Genomic DNA, 22,929 nt, shown 5'->3' with positions numbered 1-22,929 from the left:
GAATCCCGGTTATCTTTACCCATGCCTCTCCCCAAAAAAGCTTTAATTATTGGTGCCGGTATAGCGGGCATTGCGACAGCTATCCGCCTGGCGGTAAAAGGATATCAGGTTGAAGTTTATGAAGCTAATAGTTACCCCGGTGGTAAGCTGAGCCAGTTTGAGCAGGATGGTTACCGCTTTGACGCCGGGCCGAGCCTGTTTACCATGCCGCAATATGTTAACGAGCTTTTTAAGCTGGCCGGAAAAAACCCGTCTGATTATTTCAGGTATCAAAAGCTGGATGTTGTTTGCAGATATTTTTATGAAGATGGTACGCGTTTAACCGCTTACGCTAATGCAGGCAAGTTTAGTGATGAGATACAGGAAAAGACAGGAGAACCTGCCGCAGCTGTAAAGCATTACCTTGATAACAGCAGTACGGTCTATAACGTTACCAACCACGTTTTTTTAGAGCGCTCCCTGCATCGGCTTAAAACCTATCTGCGCTGGGATACCGTCAAATCAATATTTCAGTTTGGTAAGATAGATGCCTTTCGCACTATGCACAAGGCCAATGAGGTCTTTTTCAAGGATAAAAGGATAGTGCAATTTTTCGACAGGTATGCAACCTATAATGGTTCAAACCCTTATAGCGCACCAGCCACGCTGAACGTAATCCCGCACCTGGAGCAGCATTTCGGCGCTTATTTTCCGGAGGGTGGGATGTATGACATAACTTCTTGCTTAGTGGCGCTGGCCGAATCATTAAGTGTAAAGTTTTACTACAATAACCCGGTAGCAGAAATTGTATTGCAAGGTCACACAGTAAGGGGGATCAAGACGAATGATGGAGTAATTGATGGGGATCTTGTGGTATCCAATATGGATATCTGGTTCACCTATCACAAGCTGCTAAGCAATTATCCCAAACTTCATCCTCAAAAAATATTAAACCAGGAGCGAAGCAGTTCGGCCCTGATATTTTATTGGGGGATCCGGGATCAGTTCAGGGAACTTGACCTGCATAATATTTTTTTCAGTGCTGATTATGAGGCGGAGTTTAATCACATTTGGAAGGAAAAGGAGATTTATCATGACCCTACCGTTTACCTTAACATCAGCTCCAAATATAAACCAGACGATGCTCCTGAGAGTTGCGAAAACTGGTTTGTGATGATCAACGTACCTGCTAATACCGGGCAGGATTGGGATGCACTGATAGCCGGAGCGAGGGAAAATGTATTAAATAAGTTAAGCCGTTTGCTAAATAAAGACATCCGCAAACTTATTGCTAATGAAAGCATCCTTGATCCGCGGAGTATCGAAAGCCGCACGTCCTCGTACCAGGGCTCCCTTTATGGTACCAGCTCCAACACCCAGTTTGCAGCATTTTTACGGCATGCCAATAAATCGTCTAAACTAAAAGGTTTATATTTTTGCGGGGGAAGCGTACACCCGGGAGGAGGGATCCCTTTGTGTTTGCTGTCGGCAAAAATTGTGGGTGAGTTGGCTGGTTAAGGGAGGAAGATTGGAGTTTAAGTTACCAATATTCCCCCCTTTTGGCTATTATGTATGACAGTTTCTATTAAATGAAAGTGTCAGTAAGTTTAATATAATAGATGTCCAGACTTGGGAAGTTAAAAGCTTCGTAAATCTTCAACTGCTTTTTTAGCATCCATCGGATCCAAGACTTTCCCATGATATAATAAAAGGGGTGTCACGCTGAGTGATTTAATCCGGTGGCCGGTGAAGGTAAAATGACATCTGCGTCACGTCATTGCTGTAAGGAATGAAGCAATCCCCGACAGGATGGTAACGGGCTTCATTAGTATTTGACTTACATCGTCGCGCTCCTGGCCGCGCGGGCCAGTTACTTTTGTCGCCACAAAAGTAACCAAAAAGGCTTGCAGCAGAGAGGCTTCTTTGCGCACAACCTGGCCCCATAGCCATCGGCGCGGCCTTCACCCTGCAAAACGAACAGAACCACGGCTGCAATTATTTTGCCCCGCTTCGCACACAATGCCACCACTTCTGCAAAAACTTGCTATGCCCCTGCAGCCGCACCGCCCAGCATCGTTCTGTTCGTTTTCACCCGAAGCTAATCTGCTGCGAAAAAATACATTTTTTATCTTGTCATGGGTAGGCCCTCGAAGCATGGCGGGCAGGCCTCTGCGCACGAGTCTTCGACAGGCTGACTGACAAGCCCTCTTTGTCATTTTTCCTTCACCGGCCACCGGATTTAACACTCAGTAAGACATGACGGATATGCATGGATTTATAACTATCAGCTCCCTTTCCTTTTCCTCCCGTTATAGCTTGTTATGGTTACCTCTGCTGTATTGGCATCCAATTCCAATATCCTTGACGATTGCGATAGATAGGTTGATCCATAATAAAATTCAATATGCTTTTTGCCTCCGTTCTTGAGCGTAATATCAGCATAAAAATCATCGGCCTTTAATTTAATATATCGCCTGGCAGAATTAACGCCCGTTTTGCGGAATACTTTAATGCTATCCTGATTTTGGGTAGCTACTAAAACCCCGCCTCCTTTTGCCGATTGCACACTTGCCAGCCCTTTACCGTCGCCCGCAATATAAATACCGCTATTAGCTACTGATAGCGGAGCAAAGCTGCCTTTTCCATTGCCTTTCATATATAAACCCATAAAAGCATCATGCCTCCCGGTAAAAGGTTCCATACCAAAGTCGTTACCAGTCATTACCAGGTCGAGATTGCCATCGTGGTCAACATCTTCGGCTATCATGCCGTACACCGGGGCCATTTGTACATCTTGCGGTAATGCACTGATACTAAAAGTACCAGTGCCTTTGCCGGTGATAAGGCTGGTGTTCATATCTGTAGCTTTAAGTACCACAGCACCTGCTTTGTCTTTTTCGCTCCAAAGATCATTCATTGTCGCATGACCAAAGCCGCGATAGCTTGGATATTTTTTGCGGATGGAGATCACCTGGCTGATGAGGTCATCGCGGGTATGCATGGGGAAGGGTTTCTGTGAGCCGTCCTCATCCTTCATAAAGCAAAATATCATGGCATCGAAGGAGCCGTTACCATCCAGGTCTTTACCCATAATGGTCATGGGCTGTTCAAATGATGCTTTGTAGTTTGAGTTTTGGCCCAGGTTGCCGGCCACATAATCGATATTACCATCGTTGTTAAAGTCACCTGCAACTATGCTGTTCCACCAGCCCACATGATCATCAATTCCCGATTTGATCTTGCTAAGGCCATGGCCGGTGTTTTTGTAAAAGGTAACCGGCATCCATTCGCCAACCACCACCAGGTCCGCCTTGCCATCCTTGTCAAAATCCGACCAAAGCGCGTCGGTGATCATGCCGCCATGTATCAGGTCGGGGCAAAACTGGCTGGTAACATCGGTAAATTTACCATCATCGTTCCTGAGCAAATGGCTAACGGGTGATGAAGGGTAAGCGCCTGAAACCGATCTTGAACCTACAAAAAGGTCAAGGTCTCCATCGCCGTCAAAATCGGCGGCGCGAACGCATGAACCGTTATCGTATTCCACTGGCACCGCGGCAAGGTCGCGGGTGAAATGGCCTTTTTTATCGTTGATGTAAAGCCTGTCCTGAGCCGTGGTATGCCCTTTCTGGAATTCGTAACTACCACTTGCGATATACAGATCAGGGAAGCCATCGCCATTGGCATCAAACAATAATGCACCCATGTCTTCCTCTTCTTTAAAATCTTCGTGCATAAAACGGTTGTTATCCATAGCGAAATGACCGGTTGCATCCTGCATAAAAAATACCCCTTTGTTACCTGCTGAACCTCCTATAAAAAGGTCATCGTAACCATTGCCATCCACATCGCCAACGGCAATAGCCGGGCCATACTGGCTTAGCTTGTGCGGCAGGGTAGGCTGTATATTATAATCGATAGCGTCTTTTTCCTGGTGCACGTATTTTATGCCTGTTTGGTTGTTAGCCTCCTGAAACACCGGGATGATTTTGCCGGGTGCCTCTGGCGGGAAATAGCCCGACGCGTTTTTATATTGTAATGTAAGTGTTTGGTTTCCCTTAACATTGGTAAGCAACTGGGTTTTACCATCGGGCCAGCGTACACGCAATGAATCGACAAATGTAGTGGCCCCTATGCCGAAATGCCCGCGGGCATCATCCGTACTCATATAGCCGCGACAGGGTTGCTGGTCATAAAACTGCTGCTTGCCTTTGCAATAGATACGGATGGTAGCACCAATACCGCCAATGTTTTTGCTGTCGCCCTGTAGTGCAACAGTTAGGTAGTTGTGATCTTTGGCAACCTGCGTTTTGCTGTTAGCTGTGTTTTCATAAACAAAAGCATCGTCGTCAATATTATTGATCACGAGGTCAAGATCGCCGTCATTGTCCAGGTCGGCATAAACACCGCCGGTTGAAAAGGTAGGTTTTACAATTCCCCAATCTTTCGACTGATCTTTAAACAAATACCCGCCTGCATTCCTGAAAGCATAACTCGGTGTTTTTACAACCGGAAATGAATCGGCAGCAGCTAAAGTAGTGTTCTCTTTAACGGTACGGCCCTGATCGTTACTGTACAGGGCGTGATCAAGATCTGTAACGTCGCGGGGATAGCCGTTGGTGATCATCATGTCACGATAACCGTCGTTATCAAAATCGGCCACAAGGGGTGTCCAGCTCCAGTCGGTTTGATAAACACCGGCCTGGTAAGCTATTTCGCTGTATTGCGGATGACCGGCGGGTGTTTGCCCCTGATTAAGCTGCAGCACATTGCGGATGTACTGGTGCTCGTATTTAAACTTGTTGTTGTTGATATAGGTAATGTAATTATCGCCAACAAGCATGGTTTTTTTACGTACGTTTTCTTCGGGCAGCATCTCTAACGATACCAGGTCGGCCTTGCCATCGTTATTGATATCAACCATATCCGATCCCATTACCGACCAGCCCGTGTGTTTAAAATATTCGCCCGCGCGGTTGCTGAATGTGCCGTTTTTATTGTTCACCCACAGTATATCATTCGATATAAAGTCGTTACCAACATAAACATCCGGCCAGCCATCGTTATTGACATCGCATATAGAAACCGAGTTGCCAAAACCTTCTATCAATATCCCGGCTTCTTTGGTTACATTGGTGAAGGTACCATTACCATTGTTGCGGTAAAGCCGGTCGTTATTCTGGGCGCTGCCATCGGTTAATTTGGGGCGATAGGCCACCGGAGTTTCTTTACCTAAAAAGTTGGTGAGCAGGTACATGTCAAGGTCGCCGTCATGGTCGTAATCAAAAAATACGGCTTGTGTGCTGTAGCCGGTATCCTGCAGTCCATAAGCTGCTGCCGATTCTTTGAAGGTTGGCATGCCATCTTTATTAGTTGCCTGGTTGATGAAAAGCAGGTTTTTGCGATGGCTGGGATCGCTTTTAAATGATGAGCAGACATATATGTCCGGCCAGCCATCGTTATTGATATCAACTACTGATACACCTGCGTACCAGTCGCCATTACCGCCTAAACCCGCCGCATCGGTAACATCTTTAAAAGTAAGTGAGCCCTTGTTGATATATAATTTATTGGCAACCATGTTACCGGCAAAGTAAACATCGGGCAGGCCGTCATGGTTAAAATCGCCGATGCCAACACCGGCGCCATTATACAGGTAGGGGTGGTTAAGGATGTTGATGCTGTCACTTTCGGTAATGGTATTTTTAAAATCGATACCGGTTTGTGAAGCGTCGAGCAGCTTAAAGAGCGTTGGGCCCGATGACTTTTTTGAACATCCGGCACCCAAAAAAAGTAACAATAAGGTAGATAGTTTAAACGCCTGGGGTAAACTTTTTATCATGCAGATATGGTTAATAATTGATTGATGGTTTATGCTTTGGTTAAGCTTTAACTTATTGGTTATAATGCAATAAGCCATTGTAAAGAAAACGGATTTTACAATTCCGGTTTCTGCAAATTGTATCAAAAGTTAGTTAATTACTATCGGCCCATACTTAAATATTGATTATCTGTTAGCTTTGATCTGAACCCCTGATTTGAGGGGCAGACCAATTAAACTGATCAAGCCGTTGCTGTTCATCATGATGAAAAGACTATATTTTGCATTTATCGTTATTATAACCTGCTCATCATGCGGTAAAAAAAGCTGGGAAAAACCAGCGGAAAATCCGGATTTTATCCACCGGTCTATCAAGGATGTTACTGATGTGGTAAGGCATGATATTTATTCGCCGCCGGTTGCCAGTCGTATTTATGCTTATATCAGTGTGGCTGCATACGAGGCTGCGCGAAATGGTGATAATCATTACCAATCGCTTGAAGGACAACTAAAAGGGCTCGACTCGGTGCCTAAGCCTATAGCCGGTAAAAAATACTGCTTTACGTTATCCGCATCGCATGCTATTTTAACCGTTGGTAAAATACTGGTGATGAGTGAGGGCAGGATAGAGGGTTTTCATGACAAACTGATGCAGGAGTTTAAAAATACCGGCATGCCCGATAGTGTGTATGATAACTCGATAGGATATGGTAAGCTTATTGCCGACAGGATCATTAAATGGGCAGGCAAGGATAACTATAAACATACCCGCTCATTATCAAAATATGATGTGCAAACAGATGACGCAAGCTGGAAGCCTACCCCGCCGGCCTACATGAAAGGTATTGAACCGCACTGGAACGAGATCCGCCCGTTTTTGCTTGATTCGGCGCAGCAATTTAAACCGGCCCATCCCTTTACCTTCAGCAATATCCCCGGCAGTAATTTCTATAAACTGGCTATGGAAGTATATGATACCGGCAAGCACCTCACCGATGATGAGGCAACTATCGCCACCTTTTGGGATGATAACCCCTTTAAAGTGAATACCAACGGGCACACCATGTTCGCCACAAAAAAGATCTCGCCGGGAGGGCATTGGATCAATATCACGGCGCTGGCTTGTCGTAAGGCTAAGGCCGGTTACGTGAAAAGCTCGGAAGCTTATGCCTGTATAGCTGTAGTTATTGCAGATAGTTTTATAAACTGCTGGGACGAAAAATACCGGAGCAAGGTGATCAGGCCCGAAACCTACATTAACCAGTATATTGATCAAAGCTGGATGCCATTGCTGCAAACGCCGCCCTTCCCTGAGTATACCAGCGGGCATAGTGTTGTATCTACCGCATCAGCAGCCGTGTTAAGCAAATTATTTGGCGATGAATTTTCGTTCATTGACTCTACAGAAATGGAGTTTGCTATCCCCGCGCGGAATTTCAAATCCTTTAAAGCCGCGGCCGAAGAGGCTGCTATCAGCAGGTTTTATGGTGGTATCCATTATATGCCATCTATAACTAACGGTGTAGATGAGGGCGATAGGATAGGGCAATTTGCATTAACTAAACTACATACTAAGAGGTAGCCGGAAGTATGGGAAGTAACTTTTTTAGCAAATTCATAAAGGCATAATCAAGGCGAATTTATAAGTAATTAAAAGGTTATTTTCCATCAGTTGAACCTTTAGTCGAGGGGTAATTATGGGATAATTTATAATATTAAACAATGAAATAACTTTTTGTATGAACATTTAAGTTATGAAGCCCTGAAAGTAAATAATCGATACCAATAATTGCTGCATAGTTAGGTTATTAAAAATAGAGTAAGTCACTGCATCATTAACGTTCCATACAATATATAACTATCCTGTTTGGCGAATTAAAACACACGCTTAAACCATGTAAATACATAATTAACCTTTTTACTATCTTTAGCCATACTTATTTCCTCATTAAGGTTAGTAAAAGCCGTTATGAAATTAGCCATCGACCATAAAAGCCCTATTCCACTCCATATACAGGCCGAGCAATTGCTTCGCGAACTGATCAAAGACCCGGTTTACCAGGCTGGTAAATTATTACCTAACGAGGTAGAGCTGGCAAAAAAGTTGGCTATATCCCGTACAACACTGCGCCAGGCTATTAATAAACTGGTTTATGAAGAACTGTTGATCCGCAAAAAGGGTTTTGGTACTAAAGTTGCCAACTCGAGGATCAGTTCAAAATCAATGAACTGGCTCAGCTTTTCGCAGGAAATGAAAGCGAGAGGTATTGCCGTAAAAAATTATGAGCTGCATGTAAGCTGGGTGTTTCCTGATGAAAGCACAGCCAGCTTTTTCGATATCAGTACAGAGAAAAAAATTGTGAAAATGGAGCGCTTACGGGGTAGCAGCGATAATCCTTTTGTTTATTTCATATCTTATTTTCACCCGCGGATAGGCCTTACCGGCGAAGAAGATTTTAAACGCCCGCTTTATGAAATGCTTGAGGACGAATATTCTACGATAGCAAATCTGTCAAAAGAAGAAATCAGTGCACTGGAAGCTAATAAGTTTATTGCCGCCAAGCTTGAAATTGAAACCGGCAGCCCCGTATTGTTCAGAAAAAGATTTGTTTACGATCAGGGCGAGCGCCCCATGGAGTATAACCTTGGCTATTACAAAGCCGAAAGCTTCATATACACCGTTGAAAGCCGCAGGACCTGATCCTGAAGGCTTATTGGCAGCGACATAGAACCGAGAAACCCTCTTTAGAATCAGTTGATGTATGTATATCTTTTAAATATTAATTGAGAATCGAAGAAGATGTCATTTTGAGCGAACACTGGTGGGGCAGCGCGCAAGAGTGAGGAGAAATCTTCTACATTGTGCTAAGCTGCCATGCAAAGTTTATCGCTCGTATGAGATTTCTCACTCGTTCCTCGTTTCGAAATGACAATTGTTTTTATTAGATGAACTCAATAGCCAGGAGGGGTACAGCCACCTGTCACTTAAATTTAACAGCATTGGCATACTAACTAAACGGAAGAGACGTTAGAGCTGTACTATATTTTGCAAAAAAAACCGGCAGTTTTAAAATTATTGCAATTCATTGCCAATTATCTATAAACCAATCGTTATCTATAAAAATATACCAATAAAAATAAAATTTTCATATTAAGATGACAATAAATGTAAATATTACACGTATATTTGTAACATCATGTGAATAGCTGGCAGGCAGCGCCACCGGTTCGACTCCGGGTTTACATCTCTTCTCATAATTTAGGTTTATAATTGGTTAGAACGCATTCCTGCCCATCAGGAGTGCTTCTTTTTTTATAACCTTTTGAAGCGGAAGGCTTAAAGCCGAATACTCAAAGCTTATTGAAATATTTATCAATGTTGATTATTTACCTACCCATATGTAACAAATTTGAAAATATTAAAGTGATTTTTGGATAACCTGTGTCGTATTATTACCATGCTTAACATCCTTTACACACCTAAAGCCAACGTGGTTTGTTGCCGAGCGATATTCGCCCTTGCCTCTTGAGCCTACCATATAGCGGGTGCAGTACTGGTCGGTACATAAAAATGAACCTCCTCTTTGAACTTTCTTTTTTTGCCCCGGCTCCTGAGGATCTGAAGAATCAGAAGGCCCTTTAGGATTGCGCGCAACCATATTGAGATTAAAGCTATTATAATAATCATTACGGTACCAGTCGGCACACCACTCCCAGGCATTGCCGGCCATATCATACAAACCGTAAGCGTTCGCCGGGTATTTTTTTACAGGGCCAAGGCCAGTTTCACCATCTTCGGCATTATCATGATCAGGAAAAGACCCCTGGAATGTGTTGGCCCTCCAGCGTCCGTCCTGTTTTAACTGGTTGCCCCAGGGATATAGCTCACCGGCTTTACCTCCTCTTGCAGCAAACTCCCATTCGGCCTCTGTGGGCAGGCGTTTTCCGGCCCATTTGGCATAGGCAACAGCATCTTCCCAGGCTACCTGTACCACCGGGTAATTTTCCTTCCCTTTTAAGTCGGAGCCCGGCCCGAGCGGGTGTTTCCAGTCGGCCCCGTTTTGGTACGACCACCATTGCGAAATATCATCTAACTGCACTTTATGATTGGGCGGGGTAAAAACAACCGATCCGGCAACCAGATCTTCGGCGGCAACACCGGGAAATTCTTCGGCCGTAGGCTTTTGCTCGGCTACGGTTACATAACCGGTGGCTTTTACAAATTTGGCAAACTGGGCGTTGGTCACCTCGGTTTTATCCATGTAAAAACCATCAACAAATACCCGGTGAACAGGCCGGGCATCGTCCATAGCTTCCGTACCGCCATCAGTCATTCCGGTTGGATTAACCCCACCCATGCTAAAAGTACCACCGGGGAGCCAGGCCATATCTGCATTAGATTTTCCGGTTGTTGTGTTAGCCAAATTAATTACCGTAGGTTTAAATGCCTCCCCTCCCTGGTGCATGTATAAAATGCTGTCCTCTTTGAACATCCCGTTTTTTGTACAGGAAATAGCAGCTTTAATTTTAAACCCAACTGCTGATGCGGCTATCGGTCTTGAGCTTGTGCTATCAGCTTTTTTACGATCAGCAGTGTGACACCCCTCAAAGGCGAAGGATAATAGCATGAGGACAGGCGCAATCGCCAATGTAATTCGGGGAATATGGGGAGGCTTAATTTTCATCAAATTCAAACTTAATGATCTTTACGCAAAGTGTGGTTGTGCTTTTTAATTGAATAGTTTAGCAATTATTTCATACTTATTGTTTGCCAACTTGTTTTGCCATCAAGGAAGTTACAGATCGTAAATTTACCTTTGGATATTTTCTTAACTAATTGATCAAATTTAACTTTAGAAGGATCTTGCGTAAAAATATCGAAGTCTGAATCTCCAATCTGCTCCCATAGTCCATTTTTAAGACTAAAGATTTTTAATACTTTATACCTACTTGCACAGGAAGAATAATAAATCCCTATTTCTTTTACGCCGTCTTCATCAATATCTCCGACCACAAATAAATTATCAGGGTGACAGCAATATGAACCGGTATATAGCCGCGGTAATGTTTTGTTATAAAAGCAATATGATTGTCCGTCATCGCAGTGATTGAAAGGAGGCATAACAAAAACGCTATCGGTTACTTCATTCTCTCTTATACCTTTTATTTCCTTTACACCTTCAAACCCTGCCTTTAAAATACTATCCTTGTACACAATTATCCCACAGCTATCCGTTTGATATTTTGCCATATAGGTTTTCATAACAGCTCTGCCTGTTTTTAATAAACTATCGGCGAAAAAACTCTCATTCTGTTCAAGGGCAATTTTCAAAGTATCTGTTTTTGCCGTATTAGCCAATTTCGGACTATTTTGGGGGGCGTCTGATTTTTTGTTGTTGATACAAGAACATGTAAAAATCATTACCGTTATTAAAAGCAAAATATATTTAAGCATCCTTATTAGTGGTATTGATTAAATAGCCACGACTTACAGCTATTATAATGAATAATTTATTATCAACACAATAATTTAAAGCGGGTTATTAACAATCCGTTTTTTCATATTTTTATAAGTCATGTTACATCATAAATGCGGCAATTAAAATGAACCGAAAACGCTTCATATCCTCCTTAGTAACTGCCGGAGCTGCGTTATCAACAACGGGAGCATGGGCAAATACACCTGAAGTTCCTCATACAAATACCCATCATAAAATCCCACCCTATTTACAAGCCGGAGATACAATAGGCATCGTAAGTCCATCGGGATATATGAGCCTGGCCGACCTTATGCCGGCTGTACAACTTATACAAAACTGGGGCTTTAAGGTGCAGATTGGCGATAACACCGGCAAAAAGGATTTTATATACGGAGGAACAGATGAAGAACGCGTGGCAGACCTGCAGCAGATGCTGGATAACCCCGAGATTAAAGCCATTATGTGTGCAAGAGGGGGTTACGGATTGGTGAGGATCATTGACCGACTCAATTTCAAACAGTTTAAGAAAAATCCTAAATGGATCATCGGCTTCAGCGACATTACCGCGCTGCATTGCCATATCAACCGCAATTTTGGCATTGTTACCTTACACTCGAAAATGTGCAACAGTTTCCCGGATGATTGGGCAAAGGCCGATGCCGTACAAATAGCTACCATTCAATCCATAAGGCAGGCACTTATGGGCGAAAATATGGATTATTCGTCGCCTGCTGTAGCACAAAACCGCCCAGGAACAGCCGAAGCCATTTTAGTAGGAGGAAACTTGAGTTTAGTTACTACGCTTTCGGGCACCCCATCAGACCTGGATACTGATGGAAAAATTTTGTTTGTAGAAGACACACATGAATATCTCTACAATATCGACCGTATGTTCTGGAACCTGAAACAAACTGGTAAACTTTCGCAGCTGGCCGGATTAGTTATAGGTGGTTTTCAACTGAAGCCGGATATAGAGAGCGAAGAATTTGGTCGCACCATTTATGAGATTGTTACCGAAAAGGTGAAAGACTATAACTACCCCGTTTGCTTTGATTTTCCGGTGGGGCATCAAAAAAACAACTTCGCCCTTAAATGCGGGGCAAGGCATATACTTAAGGTTGGTACAGATGGCTGTATGCTTAAATCGCTCTGATCTTATTTCAGGTTTTCATCAAAATCAATAAACAGGTCGGCTTTATCATTATCATAAACGCCCCCGGCAATAATACTTTGCCCGGTTGTTCCGGGGTTATTGCCACGCCCCAATGGCCATGAACCTTTTGAATTGGTAACACCAAAACCGGCATATGAAGCTGCCTGCAATGCAAAATCGGTACAGTTATTTTTCGATAAATGATACTCCAGGCCATCATATTGCTGGGTAAGCTTCAGGATCCTTTTAAACCGGCGTTCGGTTATAAACTTGCCCATTACTTCATCCCATTTGTGCGCCTCGTCGTTTTTAAAAGTACCCGAAGTTTCCGGCTCCCATGGGGTGGCCGAAAATATATTATCTTTTTTTGGATAGAACCCGAACGAAACAGAAACCGTAGTTGAATCGGTATTATACTTGATGAGTGTTATAAAAGTATGACCGGTGTTAGCCCGTACAAATACAGTCGGTTTACCCGGTTTTGGTTGTTTTACATGAAATAACAGCGCGTAAGCAGCCGCTTTTTTACCATCGTTAAAGGTATTCAGAATGCGGTTATAAGTGATAGACTTGCTCTTCTTTTCTTTTTTATCTTTTAATTGAACCGGGGTGTTTACAAATACTGAATCGTCATTTGCACTGATAGCCAGCAATCCGCTGTTTAAATGTAACTGCCGGCTGGTTGTATCAGGAATAAGAGAATCTGGCGCAGCGGGTACAAGATCACTCCCCGCTTTTTTGGATACCATCGCCTTAAAAAAGCACTTCATGGCCAAAGGATACAAATGCAGCCTGGCAAATACATTGGCAAGCTTATAATATGATTTAACTTTAGCCTGGTTATAACTACTTTCGCCGGTATTGTTGGCCGATAGCTCTTTTAAATAGCTCAAAACCTTTTTACGGCCGGCATGGGTATCCAGCTCACTTTCCAGGTCTGTCTCAAAAGCGGCATCGGCTTTGCCAATAACAGGATTGTTTGATACCCCCGCAAGCAGTTTGGACGAATAACTATCATCTATTATACTATGGGCAGATGTGTCGGGCAACAGGTTAAGCTTGTATCGCACCGAAGCCGAGAGTTGGGCGGATGCCGGAAGTACAGATAACATATAACTAATGATTACAAGGGCGCTGAATAAATATTTTGTACGATAAGCGGTCATGATCAATTTTAAGCTTGTGATAATTGTTGTGTTACAGATATAATAACGGGTAGGGGAGCGGTTACGATTTACCGGCAACAACAATAACCTTGCTGGTTATAGCTTAAAAAACGAAAACGGGGCAGCATAGTTTTCATATCAATACAAACGTAACAATATTTTAAATAGTCTACAAGTTTAGTAGACTATTTTATTAAACTTGCATCGCAGATATAACTCATAAAAACGATGGATCAATACGCATTAGTTACGGGGGCCGGTAAAGGCATAGGACGGTCACTCGCCATATTGCTGGCGCAAAAAGGATATAACCTGTTGCTGGTTTCCCGGACAGAAAGTGACCTCATAGCATTATCCGCTCAAATAAAAGCCGACTATAAGGTTGAGGCTGATTATGTCGCGATTGATCTTTCGGCCGCCGGTGCATCCCTCCGGATTTTTGACTGGGCTAAAAACTTAAATGTACCTTTATCGATATTAATAAATAACGCGGGGCATGGTGTGTGGGGAAATTTTCATGAGTTGGATTTGGCAGCGCAAACCGGCATGATGCAGGTTAACATGAACGCACTTACCGAACTGTCGTATTATTTTATCCCGATTTTAAAACTACAGCAACAGGCCTTTATACTTAACGTTGGCAGTACGGCGGCGTACCAGGCGGTACCAACACTTGCCTTATATGCGGCAACAAAGGCATTTGTTTTGTCATTCAGCCGGGCTTTACGATATGAACTTAAAGACACTACAATAGCAGTAAGCTGTTTATGCCCTGGCCCTACCGATACCGGGTTCGTTCACCGCGCGGGGATGGATGCCATCGCAGATCTGGCGGCGAAATTCAGTATGACTGCCGACGATGTAGCGGCAATGGGAGTAAAAGGAATGTTCAACAAAAAAGCCGAAATAGTTCCAGGCTTATTAAATAAACTTTCGGTAACAGGCTCTGTCCATCTCCCTAAAAGCATCATCGAGCGTATCGCTGCCGGACTTTACAAGCGTTAAAATTATTTTCATAAATATTTGGTGTGATTAACAATTTGTTTACATTTGCAATAGTCTACTAAAAAGATAGATTTTATATACATTGAACAATACGCATAACATATTATTTGCATCCCCAATGCGAATGCCCTTGATAACAAGGGTCATGTGCAGCTGTTGTTGTTAATTTCCCTTAAAAGGATCAGCTCCTTTCCTACCCTACCGCTTAAGCGGTAAAAGCGTTTACAAATTCATTTTCAGGTTACAATAATATCTTTCCACCACATGGCAACGTCATATCAAAAATTCACATTAGGCTCAACAATTACGCCCGAACAACAAGCTTTTTTTAATCAGCACGGCTTTATCCATTTTAAAAACTTCATTAAGCCCGAAACAGTTACCGACATCATCAATGCATCAAAACAGGTTGAAAATGCCTGGATCAGCAACAAAACTGAGAAGGTGAATGGCGTACCTATTAAATACGGCAAAGATCTTGACGGGTCGCCTATTGTGCAGCGTTTTGCTTTTATCAATCAGCACCATAACCTGTTAAATGAATTCACCAAAGATCCACGTTTCGAGGTGTTGCTTAACCTGATAGGTGAAGGTTCGCGCCTGGGCACCGACGAAAAAGACGGCATGGTATTTAACCACTATGTAAATGGCCCCGAAAGCAGTTTTACTAAAATGGGCTGGCATACCGATGGCTTGCGTGATATTTTTCACGGCCAAAAGCTAAACCCGATGTTGAATGTTGGCATCCATCTGAGCACATTGAAACCAGAGAACGGCGGTTTACGCATCCTGCCCGGCACACATAAGCAAAACCTTTACCAGATGCTTTTCCGTAAAAAGTACTTCCTTGATCATGATACCGACGAAAATGAGGTAGCTATTATCCCCACTGCGGGCGACCTGACCATACATGATGGCCGTTTATGGCACCGCGTAGCCCAGTCAACCGTAATTGGTGAAGCAAGCCGCCGCAGGGTAATATATATCCCCATTATTGCAGGCAAATATGAGCCAAAGCATGCCGACAGCCCTACCGCCTTTTATCAACGTTTTGCAAGTATTGTTAAGTAAAAATTTATGTTAATTGCCTTATTCATCAGCTATCTCATCCGCACCGGGAAAATAGCCGCCCTTAAAAGTTTCTTTACAGAACGGGCGTTGGTTAAAGTCCCTGTAAAATATGCACCGAAATATTTAAGAAGAGAAACAGCGGTTCAGGCTTGAGTTATTACCTACGCCGTTGTTGGTGTTGTCACCAACAACGGCGTAGACTATAAAAGCGATGTCATTGCGAGGCGCCGCATGGGTAAAGAGCATCTGGCGCGACGTGGCAATCTCGTAGCTATACAGATCGGATACGCATGGCTACGAGATTGCCACGCTGTGCTCGCAATGACATTTTTTTATTTGATTCTTTACTTTAACCACACCGTCTGTGTATAAGCACCATCAACGGCGGCATCCCAAACTTCAAGTCGTACCCATTTGCGGCCTTTCATGTTCAACACTTTGTTAAAAGTTTTTGTGCCGAAGGCTTGGGTTGAAGTAAGATCGATCCGCTCCCGGTAAACTTTTTTACCATCGCCCGAAATGATTTCGGCAAAATTGAGCGGGAATGTCCAGCTGGTTTTAAAATTCACCGTGCACTTGCCGTCAGCCGGGAGGGCAATAGTTTCTCCTGATGAATGGCCATTTACTGTAAAGTCTTCTATTAAAACTTCGCCCGTGGTTGAAAAGAATTTGCCTTGTTCGAGCGCATCGAGTACCGGCTGCCAGCCATTTGTATATTGCGGCTGTTTGGCAAGTTTCAGGTAGTTTACGTTGAGATGGGCATACATTTCGTTTTCTGGCTCGATACTGAAGAGGTCGGCTTCAGAGAGTATTTTCTTTTTCAGCCCCCAATTATTCATATCATCCATCAGGTCAAATACCCGTTTACCCAAACGCGGTTCTGACAGATCGGCCGGTAGGGCTTTCCAGGCAGCTCCTAAAAATCTGTCGGACAGGCAAAAATCTTCCTTCTTATAAGCATCCGGGAAACCGGTTGATCCCTTTGTACGGGCATGCGCTGTCCACGCCAAACCATTTTCCGCTTTAAGCAGGTTCAGCATATCGGCTTTGTCACCAATGTGGTAAACTTTGCCATGTTCGGCATCGGTACTTTCAAAAGGCGTACCCGCCTTGCGCGACATGATCCAGTAAACCGGCTTAGGGAAAAATGCCAGCCAGTGCCCGCCGAAAAATTCATTAGGCTCTTCGCCGGGCAGCAGTAAAAAATTAGAATCAGACAAACGGTTACACTGATCAAACAGCGCTTTTAATTCTTTAAGGCGCTGCTCGTCCGGTCCTTTAGGGTGCGCTGTGTAATGAAACTCAGCCAAATGAACTATGTTGATGCCTTGACGCTTTAATACTTTTACAAACGATGGGCTATCAGGCACAGGCTTACCCGACAGTACAACACTCATGATAAATTCGTTATGAAAATGGCTTGCCATGGTTTTATAGCCGGGAAGCGGCTTGTAACTATCATTATGGGTGAATTGCTTTACTTTATTCAGCAGATTATCGGCACCATCATTACCCAGCAGGCAAAAAAAGTTGAGCCGTTGTTTGGTTCCCGGAGGGGCATTAAACCAGGGCACGAAACGCTTATCGCCCTGTAACTCCTGCCTTATGCCAAGACCATAGCCAGGAAGCAGATTACGGTAATTGTTACCGTACCATACAAATTTGAGATTGAAAGCTTCATCCAAAGGATAAAAATACTGGTGCGGCGCGGGGAATATGGCTATACCGGCATTATCATTTGCGCCTATGATGGTGCGGTATTTTACAGCGAGGCTTTTAGCTGTATCAGGCTTATTAACATCATTGGTTTGCAGGTGTTCATACACATCACTGTAATTGACAGCTTTAACCGGGTTGGTTTTCGCTACCAAACCTGCATCATACAAAATAGCCGTCGAATCAATTTGGGTTGATACAACTGCTGCAACGTTAAATAAGGGTTGCCCGTTGTAAAGTGTAATTTCCAGATCGCCCTTAAAATTGGGAGCTTCTAATCCGGGTATGGTAATTACTGTTCGGGTGCCTTTACCGCTTACATTGATTGACTTTTTATGAAAATTTACCTTATAGGAATGGTGTGGCTTCAGCGGTACTTTATCAAAAAAGATGTTCCAGCCGTTTTGAGAGATAAGGTCGCGCTGGCCTTCTGTAAGGATAAACTGCGGATCAACATTTTCAATTACCGGCTTGTAAATACCTCCTTTACTTAACTGTACGCTGGTAAATAGCGGTTGGCCATTTTTTAAATTTAAAACAAGTTTAGCCTTGCTGTTAACCCCTGCCGGCCAGGTTACCGTTACGTTTGCGGTATTTGCCATTACACTTACGCCGGCCGCCGGTTTAAAGTTTTTATAGCCTGATACCTGCGCCTGAACTTTAAAAAAAGCCAGCGACAGTAATCCGCAAACTACAAGATGTTTTAATTGATGAGCCATGTTGTTTTGTTATTTAACGTGAGTTCGGTTTAAGCAGCTAAAAGCAATTGATTGTCTTGTTCCTCGAAAACAATATTTAAGGAAGGTTTTTTAGGGAAGAAGTGGTAAGCGCAAAGGGACCCCATTATGTTCATTAAGAAGTTGTTGACGGAGCGGTGTCGGGTATGCTGAAGTTTGCAGATATTCTTTAATTCATCATAGACACATTCGATGATCGCTCTTTTTCTGAGCATGATCTTATCGGCTTGTGAAATATTGAAGTCCTTCATGTTTTTGCGCGGCTTAGTAATCATCTGGATACCATTTCCCCAAAGCAGATCGGCCAGCGCTTTAGATATATAGCCCTTGTCACCAAACAGTTTCCCGAATATTTCTTCTGTCATTGAAGTCATCAATTTGACATTGCGGTCATCTACATTGCCTTTGGTAAGATAAAAAGACAGTATTTCCCCTTTATCATTAATGATGAGGTGTAGTTTAAACCCGTAGAACCAACCTATGGAACATTGCCCCTTTCTGCTGTCGCTGCAAAGACTTTATGGTTATGAATGCGCCGGTTATGACATACTTTGATATGCGTGGAATCTATAAAATTGATGCCCCTGGAACGTCCAAGGCAGTGCGTTTTCAGGAATAACATCATCGGAACAGCTACCCGTTGCTGCAATTCAACAAAACGATTATATGACACCAGCCCGGGAAAGAAATCTTTATAGTGCGAGCAGATATGCGTTATATAGAAATGCTTGAGGTTGGTGAAGTGCCCACTGTGAAAAGCGATTACGATAGTAATGATCTCGCTGTCCGCAAGTGATGCTTTTCTATCTCTGACCTTGTAATTCCCTGCATCAAGCTTGTGTTTAGCGATTTGTTCTTCACATTCTTTGCAGAAGTCATCCACTTTAACGAAAATTTCAATAATTTTATCAGAAGTAAGCATAGATTGTTATCATTTAGATTCGACACTTAAATATAATAAAATATGCTTACTTATTGATATTCAATTTATTATATATCTAAATCTTTTCCATAATCTTCTTTTCGTTATCCCGAACTCACGTTATTTAGTTACCACCGGCCAGCCGTTTTGATATTTGATAGGGCTGATACACATTACCCTCCCTTTTTCCTTGCGGACTATTTCGATAGCGTGATAAGCTATAAACTTGTTTCCCTCTTCGTCGGTAAAAATAGAATTATGACCAGGAGCCGTGTAAACAGCATCTTTAACCAATATAGCGCTATTGAGGGTTTTATCACTTTCACCCAACCTTAAAAACGGGCCAAGCGGATTATCGGCCTTCGCTATCATTACCGCATAATTGGCACCCACTCCACAACAGTTATCACCCGAGTAATACAGGTAATAAGTGCCGTTATCATAATCGAGCCATGAGCCTTCAATCAGGTTGCTGTAGCTTTTATCCTTGCCCGGTTCTACAGCAACTGTTGGCTGTGAACCATCTTTAAAGTCCGACCAGTCATCTTTCATTTCCTGTACCCGCAACGGCTGAAAGTCCGATCCCCAGTAAAGAAAATGCTTCCCGGTTTTAGGATCAACAAAAGCTTTAGGATCTATACAGTGAAAACTTGGGCCTTTCATAAATGGTGTGCCTCTATCGATAAAAGGCCCAAGCGGGTTATCAGCATAGGCTATCCCCATCCATTTGCCGGTTAATTCATTTGGATCGGCAGAAAAGAACATGACGAATTTGTTGAGTTTGGCATCGAAGAAAACATCCGGTGCCCAAAAGTTTTGGGTATTAGAAGCCCATGAAGGTTTTTGAGGCAAAGCGTCACCCGCATATGTCCAGTGTTCATGATCGGTTGACCAGGCCACCTGGATATTGATCATCTTTCCATCACCACCCGGCGATTGGGTTGCGTAGGCATAATACTTGCCATTGTGACTGATCACTGTAGGATCGGGGAAATCCCTGTCAAGCACAACATGGATAAGCCCACTATAGGGCGCTGGCTGCTTAGTTGGCTCAATTTGCTGTGCATGGCTGCGGCAGGCGGTTATAGTGCCGAACAGGCCCAGCATCAGATAATTAAAAAACTTCTTCATAGGTGTAATTGGTTTATAACTCGGAACAAGACTTACGAAGTTTTTAAAACTTCGTAAGTCTGTAATAAACCCGCATTTCACGTGATAAGCAGATTTGTGTGATAAGTTAACGCGGGAGATGAACAGGAATGGACGCGTCTCTATTTAAAACGGTGGTCTCAGCATTCGGAAATCAGCTGCATATCCGCACATCTGAAACTATCTTTCGGTCAATTTCTTGATTAGGTTTGTTTCTTCAGGGATGTAGGCAGTACCATCCTTACGGAAAATATCATGGAACCACAATTTAGGTTCTTTGCCATCAGGCATTGGGGTATCCCAGGCGTAAATGGTGTTGGTTTTGCCGCTTACAAAACCCCAGTTTATAGCGCCCACGTTTTCTTTTTTAAGCATTGGCAATACCGTGCCAAACAGACTATTGCGCGGACGGGCCATGTATTCGGTACAAATTAAAGGGCGACCGTTCATTTTCAAAAATTGCACTGTTTTTAGGTGATCTCCTTCAGGCGTATAATCATGATAGGTTACAACATCCGAATTAGCTATCTGAAACTTGTTCAAATCCTCCAGGTCCCAACGCCAAACACCGGCGCTAATTGGTTGGCTTGGATTTACCTGTCTTGCCCATTTAAACACACTTTTAAGTAACGGTAAGGTTTTGTTCCCTTTATCCGAGTTGCCCGGTTCGTTGTACAGGTCCCAAAGCAAAATGCGTTTATCATTAGCGAAGCGCTTCAATACATCCTTTACATATTTTTCAAGCACAGGAGAGTTGGCTGCGTTATCAGATGCAGGCTGTCCCGGATCTTGCATCCATCCCGAATTGTGAATACCCGGTTTTGGCTCTGGTTGTTTACCTATTTTAGGTACTTTATTCCAGCAGTCATCAAAAAATACAAACATGGTTTTTACGCCGTGTTTACTTGAAATAGCCAGGTATTCGTCCATGCGTTTTTTGAAACCTTCCGGATCCTGTTTCCAGGCTAAATGGTGCAGGAATACGCGCATCACATTCATGCCGATGCCCTGTGCATAGCCTAATTCCCTATCTATCGTTTTTGGATCGAAGGTATCAGCCTGCCACATTTCCAACTGGTTAATGGCCGTACTTGGAATAAAATCGGCACCAACCAACCATTGCTGCTGTGCATACCATGTTTTTGCCTTCTCCTGCGACCATACCTGTGCCGGCGCTTTTTGCTGCGCCATTACCCTCATCCCCAATGGCATTGCCAAAGCAAGCGCCAATACTTTTAGTTTTGTTTGCATCTATAAGTGTTTAATAGTTTAATTCTTCCTATTTTTTAATTCCCCTCTTGAGAGGGGGCGCATAGGATAGTGTGATGGCAGAGGTGTGTTTCTTCAGCGTTTATTCGTCGCTTTGTTAAACACACCCCTCCGCCCCTCTCAAGAGGGGAATCGCACATTCCCTTGCCTTTTACCTTTTTATTACACACGCCGCCGCTCGGCTCCAGCCGAGTGGCAATTATCCCAAGGCCTCTGGCCTGCTGCTCCAAATTCGGCGGCCAGAGGCCGCTTAATAACTGCCACTCGGCTGGAGCCGACCGGCGGCTAAGATTTGCTTATTTATTCTTTATCACTCTTCCCTTTATCATCCATATCTCCGTCCCTTTCCCAAAGGCATTGGTTGATGTAAGTGCAATGATGGTGTCATCATTAAGCACACATAACGAGTTCCAAAGCCCGTGTTTATCAACCGGAATATTGAACGGTGCTGGTACACTCATAAAATTTTCAGCGTCGCTATTCCCTAAAGCTACCTGCATACAAGCCTGTTCCCAATTATGATTTCGGTTTTGCGTACTTTGATAGGATAGTACTGTTTCGCCGCTGAACAGTTGCCTTAAATAAGGCGCTCCGGCGTAAACTGTATCCTGCAATTTGGGTGAGAGTGCGTATGTGCGTTCGGTATCATTGGGGCCAACCGTTTTTTTCCAATTTTGGCCGATGCTGTTGCGGATGATAGACGGTTTAAAAGTTGCACCGGCATTATCCTCTATCGAAAAAGCAATTTCATTTTTTCCTTTCAGGATGACGGGTACCGGCATACCATCTCTATGGCCCGGCCTGAAAGATACAATTTGAGGTTGTTTTGTCCAGCTTAAGCCGTTATCCTTCGACCGGAATATGGAAATATTTTGCTCGTTTGATTTGGTGTAGACACCCTCGTTTGAAAAGAACAACTGGATCTCGCCCGATGGCAATTGAATCTGCGATGGCTCCCAGCAGCCATCATCAAAATTATAACGAGCCTGATAAATCAGGCGTTCATCCGTCCAGGTTTTGCCTTTATCGTAGCTCTTTTTTGTGCAGATGGCAAAGTGTTTGGTTGTATCCCAAGCACCGTTTACTTTATGTGGGCGAGGGTTGTATGATGCCAGTAATGAATGATCTTTCAACTCCAGTATCTCGGGCACCGCCATATTTACGCCAAGCACCGGTTTTGCAATTACAACAGGTTGATTCCAGCTTTTACCAAGATCATTGCTTGTAATACATTCAATACCTCCGGCGCTTTCATAAACACAAAACAGGTTGCCATTACTTAACTGGATCATGCGGGCGTAATTGCCGTTTTTGCTCCCCACCTGTTTTAAGGTGGCTTGATCCCAGGCAATGGTTTTATTATTAACGGCATAGTGTTGCCCCAGAACCATCACCGGGGCAAACACACCCATTAACCAAATGAATATCTGCCGCATAACCAATTATATTTTCTATATTTTT

General features: G+C 43.5%; 15 protein-coding genes and 1 pseudogene. 7 read left to right on the top strand and 9 right to left on the bottom strand.

Features of this window, described 5'->3' with window-relative positions:
* Window positions 1-21: 21 nt before the first annotated feature.
* Window positions 22-1,497 carry a 1-hydroxycarotenoid 3,4-desaturase CrtD gene (gene crtD / locus DIU38_RS19705; RefSeq protein ID WP_112652720.1) on the top strand — a complete coding sequence of 492 codons (1,476 nt, stop codon included), beginning with the start codon at window positions 22-24 and terminating at the stop codon, window positions 1,495-1,497.
* Between the two features lie 766 nt (window positions 1,498-2,263).
* Here the strand turns inward: crtD and DIU38_RS19700 are convergent.
* Window positions 2,264-5,821 carry a VCBS repeat-containing protein gene (locus tag DIU38_RS19700; protein ID WP_167516232.1) on the bottom strand — a complete coding sequence of 1,186 codons (3,558 nt, stop codon included), beginning with the start codon at window positions 5,819-5,821 and terminating at the stop codon, window positions 2,264-2,266.
* Between the two features lie 241 nt (window positions 5,822-6,062).
* Here DIU38_RS19700 and DIU38_RS19695 point away from each other — a divergent pair, with 241 nt between their 5' ends.
* A complete protein-coding gene (locus tag DIU38_RS19695; RefSeq protein WP_208057761.1) occupies window positions 6,063-7,382 on the top strand; it encodes a vanadium-dependent haloperoxidase in 1,320 nt (439 codons plus the stop codon).
* Window positions 7,383-7,769: 387 nt separating this feature from the next.
* A complete protein-coding gene (locus DIU38_RS19690; RefSeq protein ID WP_112656353.1) occupies window positions 7,770-8,501 on the top strand; it encodes a GntR family transcriptional regulator in 732 nt (243 codons plus the stop codon).
* Between the two features lie 718 nt (window positions 8,502-9,219).
* On the opposite strand, the gene DIU38_RS19685 is transcribed toward DIU38_RS19690, so the two are convergent.
* Window positions 9,220-10,485 (bottom strand): formylglycine-generating enzyme family protein, encoded by a 1,266-nt coding sequence (locus tag DIU38_RS19685; protein ID WP_243770697.1) that lies wholly within the window; start codon window positions 10,483-10,485, stop codon window positions 9,220-9,222.
* Between the two features lie 65 nt (window positions 10,486-10,550).
* The gene (locus DIU38_RS19680; protein ID WP_112656355.1) at window positions 10,551-11,255 is read right to left on the bottom strand and encodes a hypothetical protein; all 705 of its coding nucleotides are present in this window, start codon (window positions 11,253-11,255) and stop codon (window positions 10,551-10,553) included.
* Between the two features lie 149 nt (window positions 11,256-11,404).
* Here DIU38_RS19680 and DIU38_RS19675 point away from each other — a divergent pair, with 149 nt between their 5' ends.
* Window positions 11,405-12,433, top strand: a complete 1,029-nt coding sequence (locus DIU38_RS19675; RefSeq protein WP_112656357.1) for a S66 peptidase family protein — start codon at window positions 11,405-11,407, stop codon at window positions 12,431-12,433.
* Window positions 12,434-12,435: 2 nt separating this feature from the next.
* Here DIU38_RS19675 and DIU38_RS19670 read toward each other — a convergent pair whose 3' ends face one another.
* A complete protein-coding gene (locus DIU38_RS19670) occupies window positions 12,436-13,599 on the bottom strand; it encodes a C97 family peptidase (RefSeq protein ID WP_146750457.1) in 1,164 nt (387 codons plus the stop codon).
* A gap of 228 nt (window positions 13,600-13,827) precedes the next feature.
* Here DIU38_RS19670 and DIU38_RS19665 point away from each other — a divergent pair, with 228 nt between their 5' ends.
* From DIU38_RS19665 to DIU38_RS33150, 3 genes are all read left to right on the top strand, one after another.
* Window positions 13,828-14,604, top strand: a complete 777-nt coding sequence (locus DIU38_RS19665) for an SDR family NAD(P)-dependent oxidoreductase (protein ID WP_112656361.1) — start codon at window positions 13,828-13,830, stop codon at window positions 14,602-14,604.
* Between the two features lie 264 nt (window positions 14,605-14,868).
* Window positions 14,869-15,675 (top strand): phytanoyl-CoA dioxygenase family protein, encoded by an 807-nt coding sequence (locus tag DIU38_RS19660; RefSeq protein WP_112656363.1) that lies wholly within the window; start codon window positions 14,869-14,871, stop codon window positions 15,673-15,675.
* 6 nt (window positions 15,676-15,681) lie between these two features.
* Window positions 15,682-15,828, top strand: coding sequence for a hypothetical protein (locus DIU38_RS33150; protein WP_167516231.1), 147 nt, complete (start codon window positions 15,682-15,684; stop codon window positions 15,826-15,828).
* Between the two features lie 191 nt (window positions 15,829-16,019).
* Here the strand turns inward: DIU38_RS33150 and DIU38_RS19655 are convergent, their stop codons facing one another.
* From DIU38_RS19655 to DIU38_RS19635, 5 genes and pseudogenes are all read right to left on the bottom strand, one after another.
* The gene (locus tag DIU38_RS19655) at window positions 16,020-18,110 is read right to left on the bottom strand and encodes a CehA/McbA family metallohydrolase domain-containing protein (protein WP_112656365.1); all 2,091 of its coding nucleotides are present in this window, start codon (window positions 18,108-18,110) and stop codon (window positions 16,020-16,022) included.
* A 29-nt stretch (window positions 18,111-18,139) separates the two neighbouring features.
* Window positions 18,140-19,050: pseudogene (locus tag DIU38_RS19650) on the bottom strand (IS982 family transposase).
* Between the two features lie 120 nt (window positions 19,051-19,170).
* Window positions 19,171-20,181, bottom strand: coding sequence for a glycoside hydrolase family 43 protein (locus DIU38_RS19645; protein ID WP_112652204.1), 1,011 nt, complete (start codon window positions 20,179-20,181; stop codon window positions 19,171-19,173).
* A gap of 198 nt (window positions 20,182-20,379) precedes the next feature.
* The gene (locus DIU38_RS19640) at window positions 20,380-21,450 is read right to left on the bottom strand and encodes a cellulase family glycosylhydrolase (RefSeq protein WP_208057763.1); all 1,071 of its coding nucleotides are present in this window, start codon (window positions 21,448-21,450) and stop codon (window positions 20,380-20,382) included.
* Between the two features lie 314 nt (window positions 21,451-21,764).
* Window positions 21,765-22,904, bottom strand: coding sequence for a sialidase family protein (locus tag DIU38_RS19635; RefSeq protein ID WP_112652203.1), 1,140 nt, complete (start codon window positions 22,902-22,904; stop codon window positions 21,765-21,767).
* Between the last annotated feature and the right edge of the window lie 25 nt (window positions 22,905-22,929).

This window comes from Mucilaginibacter metallidurans, assembly GCF_003286435.2.
GTDB classification, from domain to species: Bacteria; Bacteroidota; Bacteroidia; order Sphingobacteriales; family Sphingobacteriaceae; genus Mucilaginibacter; species Mucilaginibacter gossypii.
The sequence above is the reverse complement of the archived record's forward strand: the minus strand, read 5'-3'. Positions and strand labels throughout refer to the sequence as shown.

What these genes read in the sequence shown, in the direction of transcription:
- crtD (WP_112652720.1), top strand. Translation starts at nt 22, where the DNA reads ATGCCTCTCCCCAAAAAAGCTTTAATTATTGGTGCCGGTATAGCGGGC.
- DIU38_RS19700 (WP_167516232.1), bottom strand. Translation starts at nt 5,821, where the DNA reads ATGATAAAAAGTTTACCCCAGGCGTTTAAACTATCTACCTTATTGTTA.
- DIU38_RS19695 (WP_208057761.1), top strand. Translation starts at nt 6,063, where the DNA reads ATGATGAAAAGACTATATTTTGCATTTATCGTTATTATAACCTGCTCA.
- DIU38_RS19690 (WP_112656353.1), top strand. Translation starts at nt 7,770, where the DNA reads ATGAAATTAGCCATCGACCATAAAAGCCCTATTCCACTCCATATACAG.
- DIU38_RS19685 (WP_243770697.1), bottom strand. Translation starts at nt 10,485, where the DNA reads ATGAAAATTAAGCCTCCCCATATTCCCCGAATTACATTGGCGATTGCG.
- DIU38_RS19680 (WP_112656355.1), bottom strand. Translation starts at nt 11,255, where the DNA reads ATGCTTAAATATATTTTGCTTTTAATAACGGTAATGATTTTTACATGT.
- DIU38_RS19675 (WP_112656357.1), top strand. Translation starts at nt 11,405, where the DNA reads ATGAACCGAAAACGCTTCATATCCTCCTTAGTAACTGCCGGAGCTGCG.
- DIU38_RS19670 (WP_146750457.1), bottom strand. Translation starts at nt 13,599, where the DNA reads ATGACCGCTTATCGTACAAAATATTTATTCAGCGCCCTTGTAATCATT.
- DIU38_RS19665 (WP_112656361.1), top strand. Translation starts at nt 13,828, where the DNA reads ATGGATCAATACGCATTAGTTACGGGGGCCGGTAAAGGCATAGGACGG.
- DIU38_RS19660 (WP_112656363.1), top strand. Translation starts at nt 14,869, where the DNA reads ATGGCAACGTCATATCAAAAATTCACATTAGGCTCAACAATTACGCCC.
- DIU38_RS33150 (WP_167516231.1), top strand. Translation starts at nt 15,682, where the DNA reads ATGTTAATTGCCTTATTCATCAGCTATCTCATCCGCACCGGGAAAATA.
- DIU38_RS19655 (WP_112656365.1), bottom strand. Translation starts at nt 18,110, where the DNA reads ATGGCTCATCAATTAAAACATCTTGTAGTTTGCGGATTACTGTCGCTG.
- DIU38_RS19645 (WP_112652204.1), bottom strand. Translation starts at nt 20,181, where the DNA reads ATGAAGAAGTTTTTTAATTATCTGATGCTGGGCCTGTTCGGCACTATA.
- DIU38_RS19640 (WP_208057763.1), bottom strand. Translation starts at nt 21,450, where the DNA reads ATGCAAACAAAACTAAAAGTATTGGCGCTTGCTTTGGCAATGCCATTG.
- DIU38_RS19635 (WP_112652203.1), bottom strand. Translation starts at nt 22,904, where the DNA reads ATGCGGCAGATATTCATTTGGTTAATGGGTGTGTTTGCCCCGGTGATG.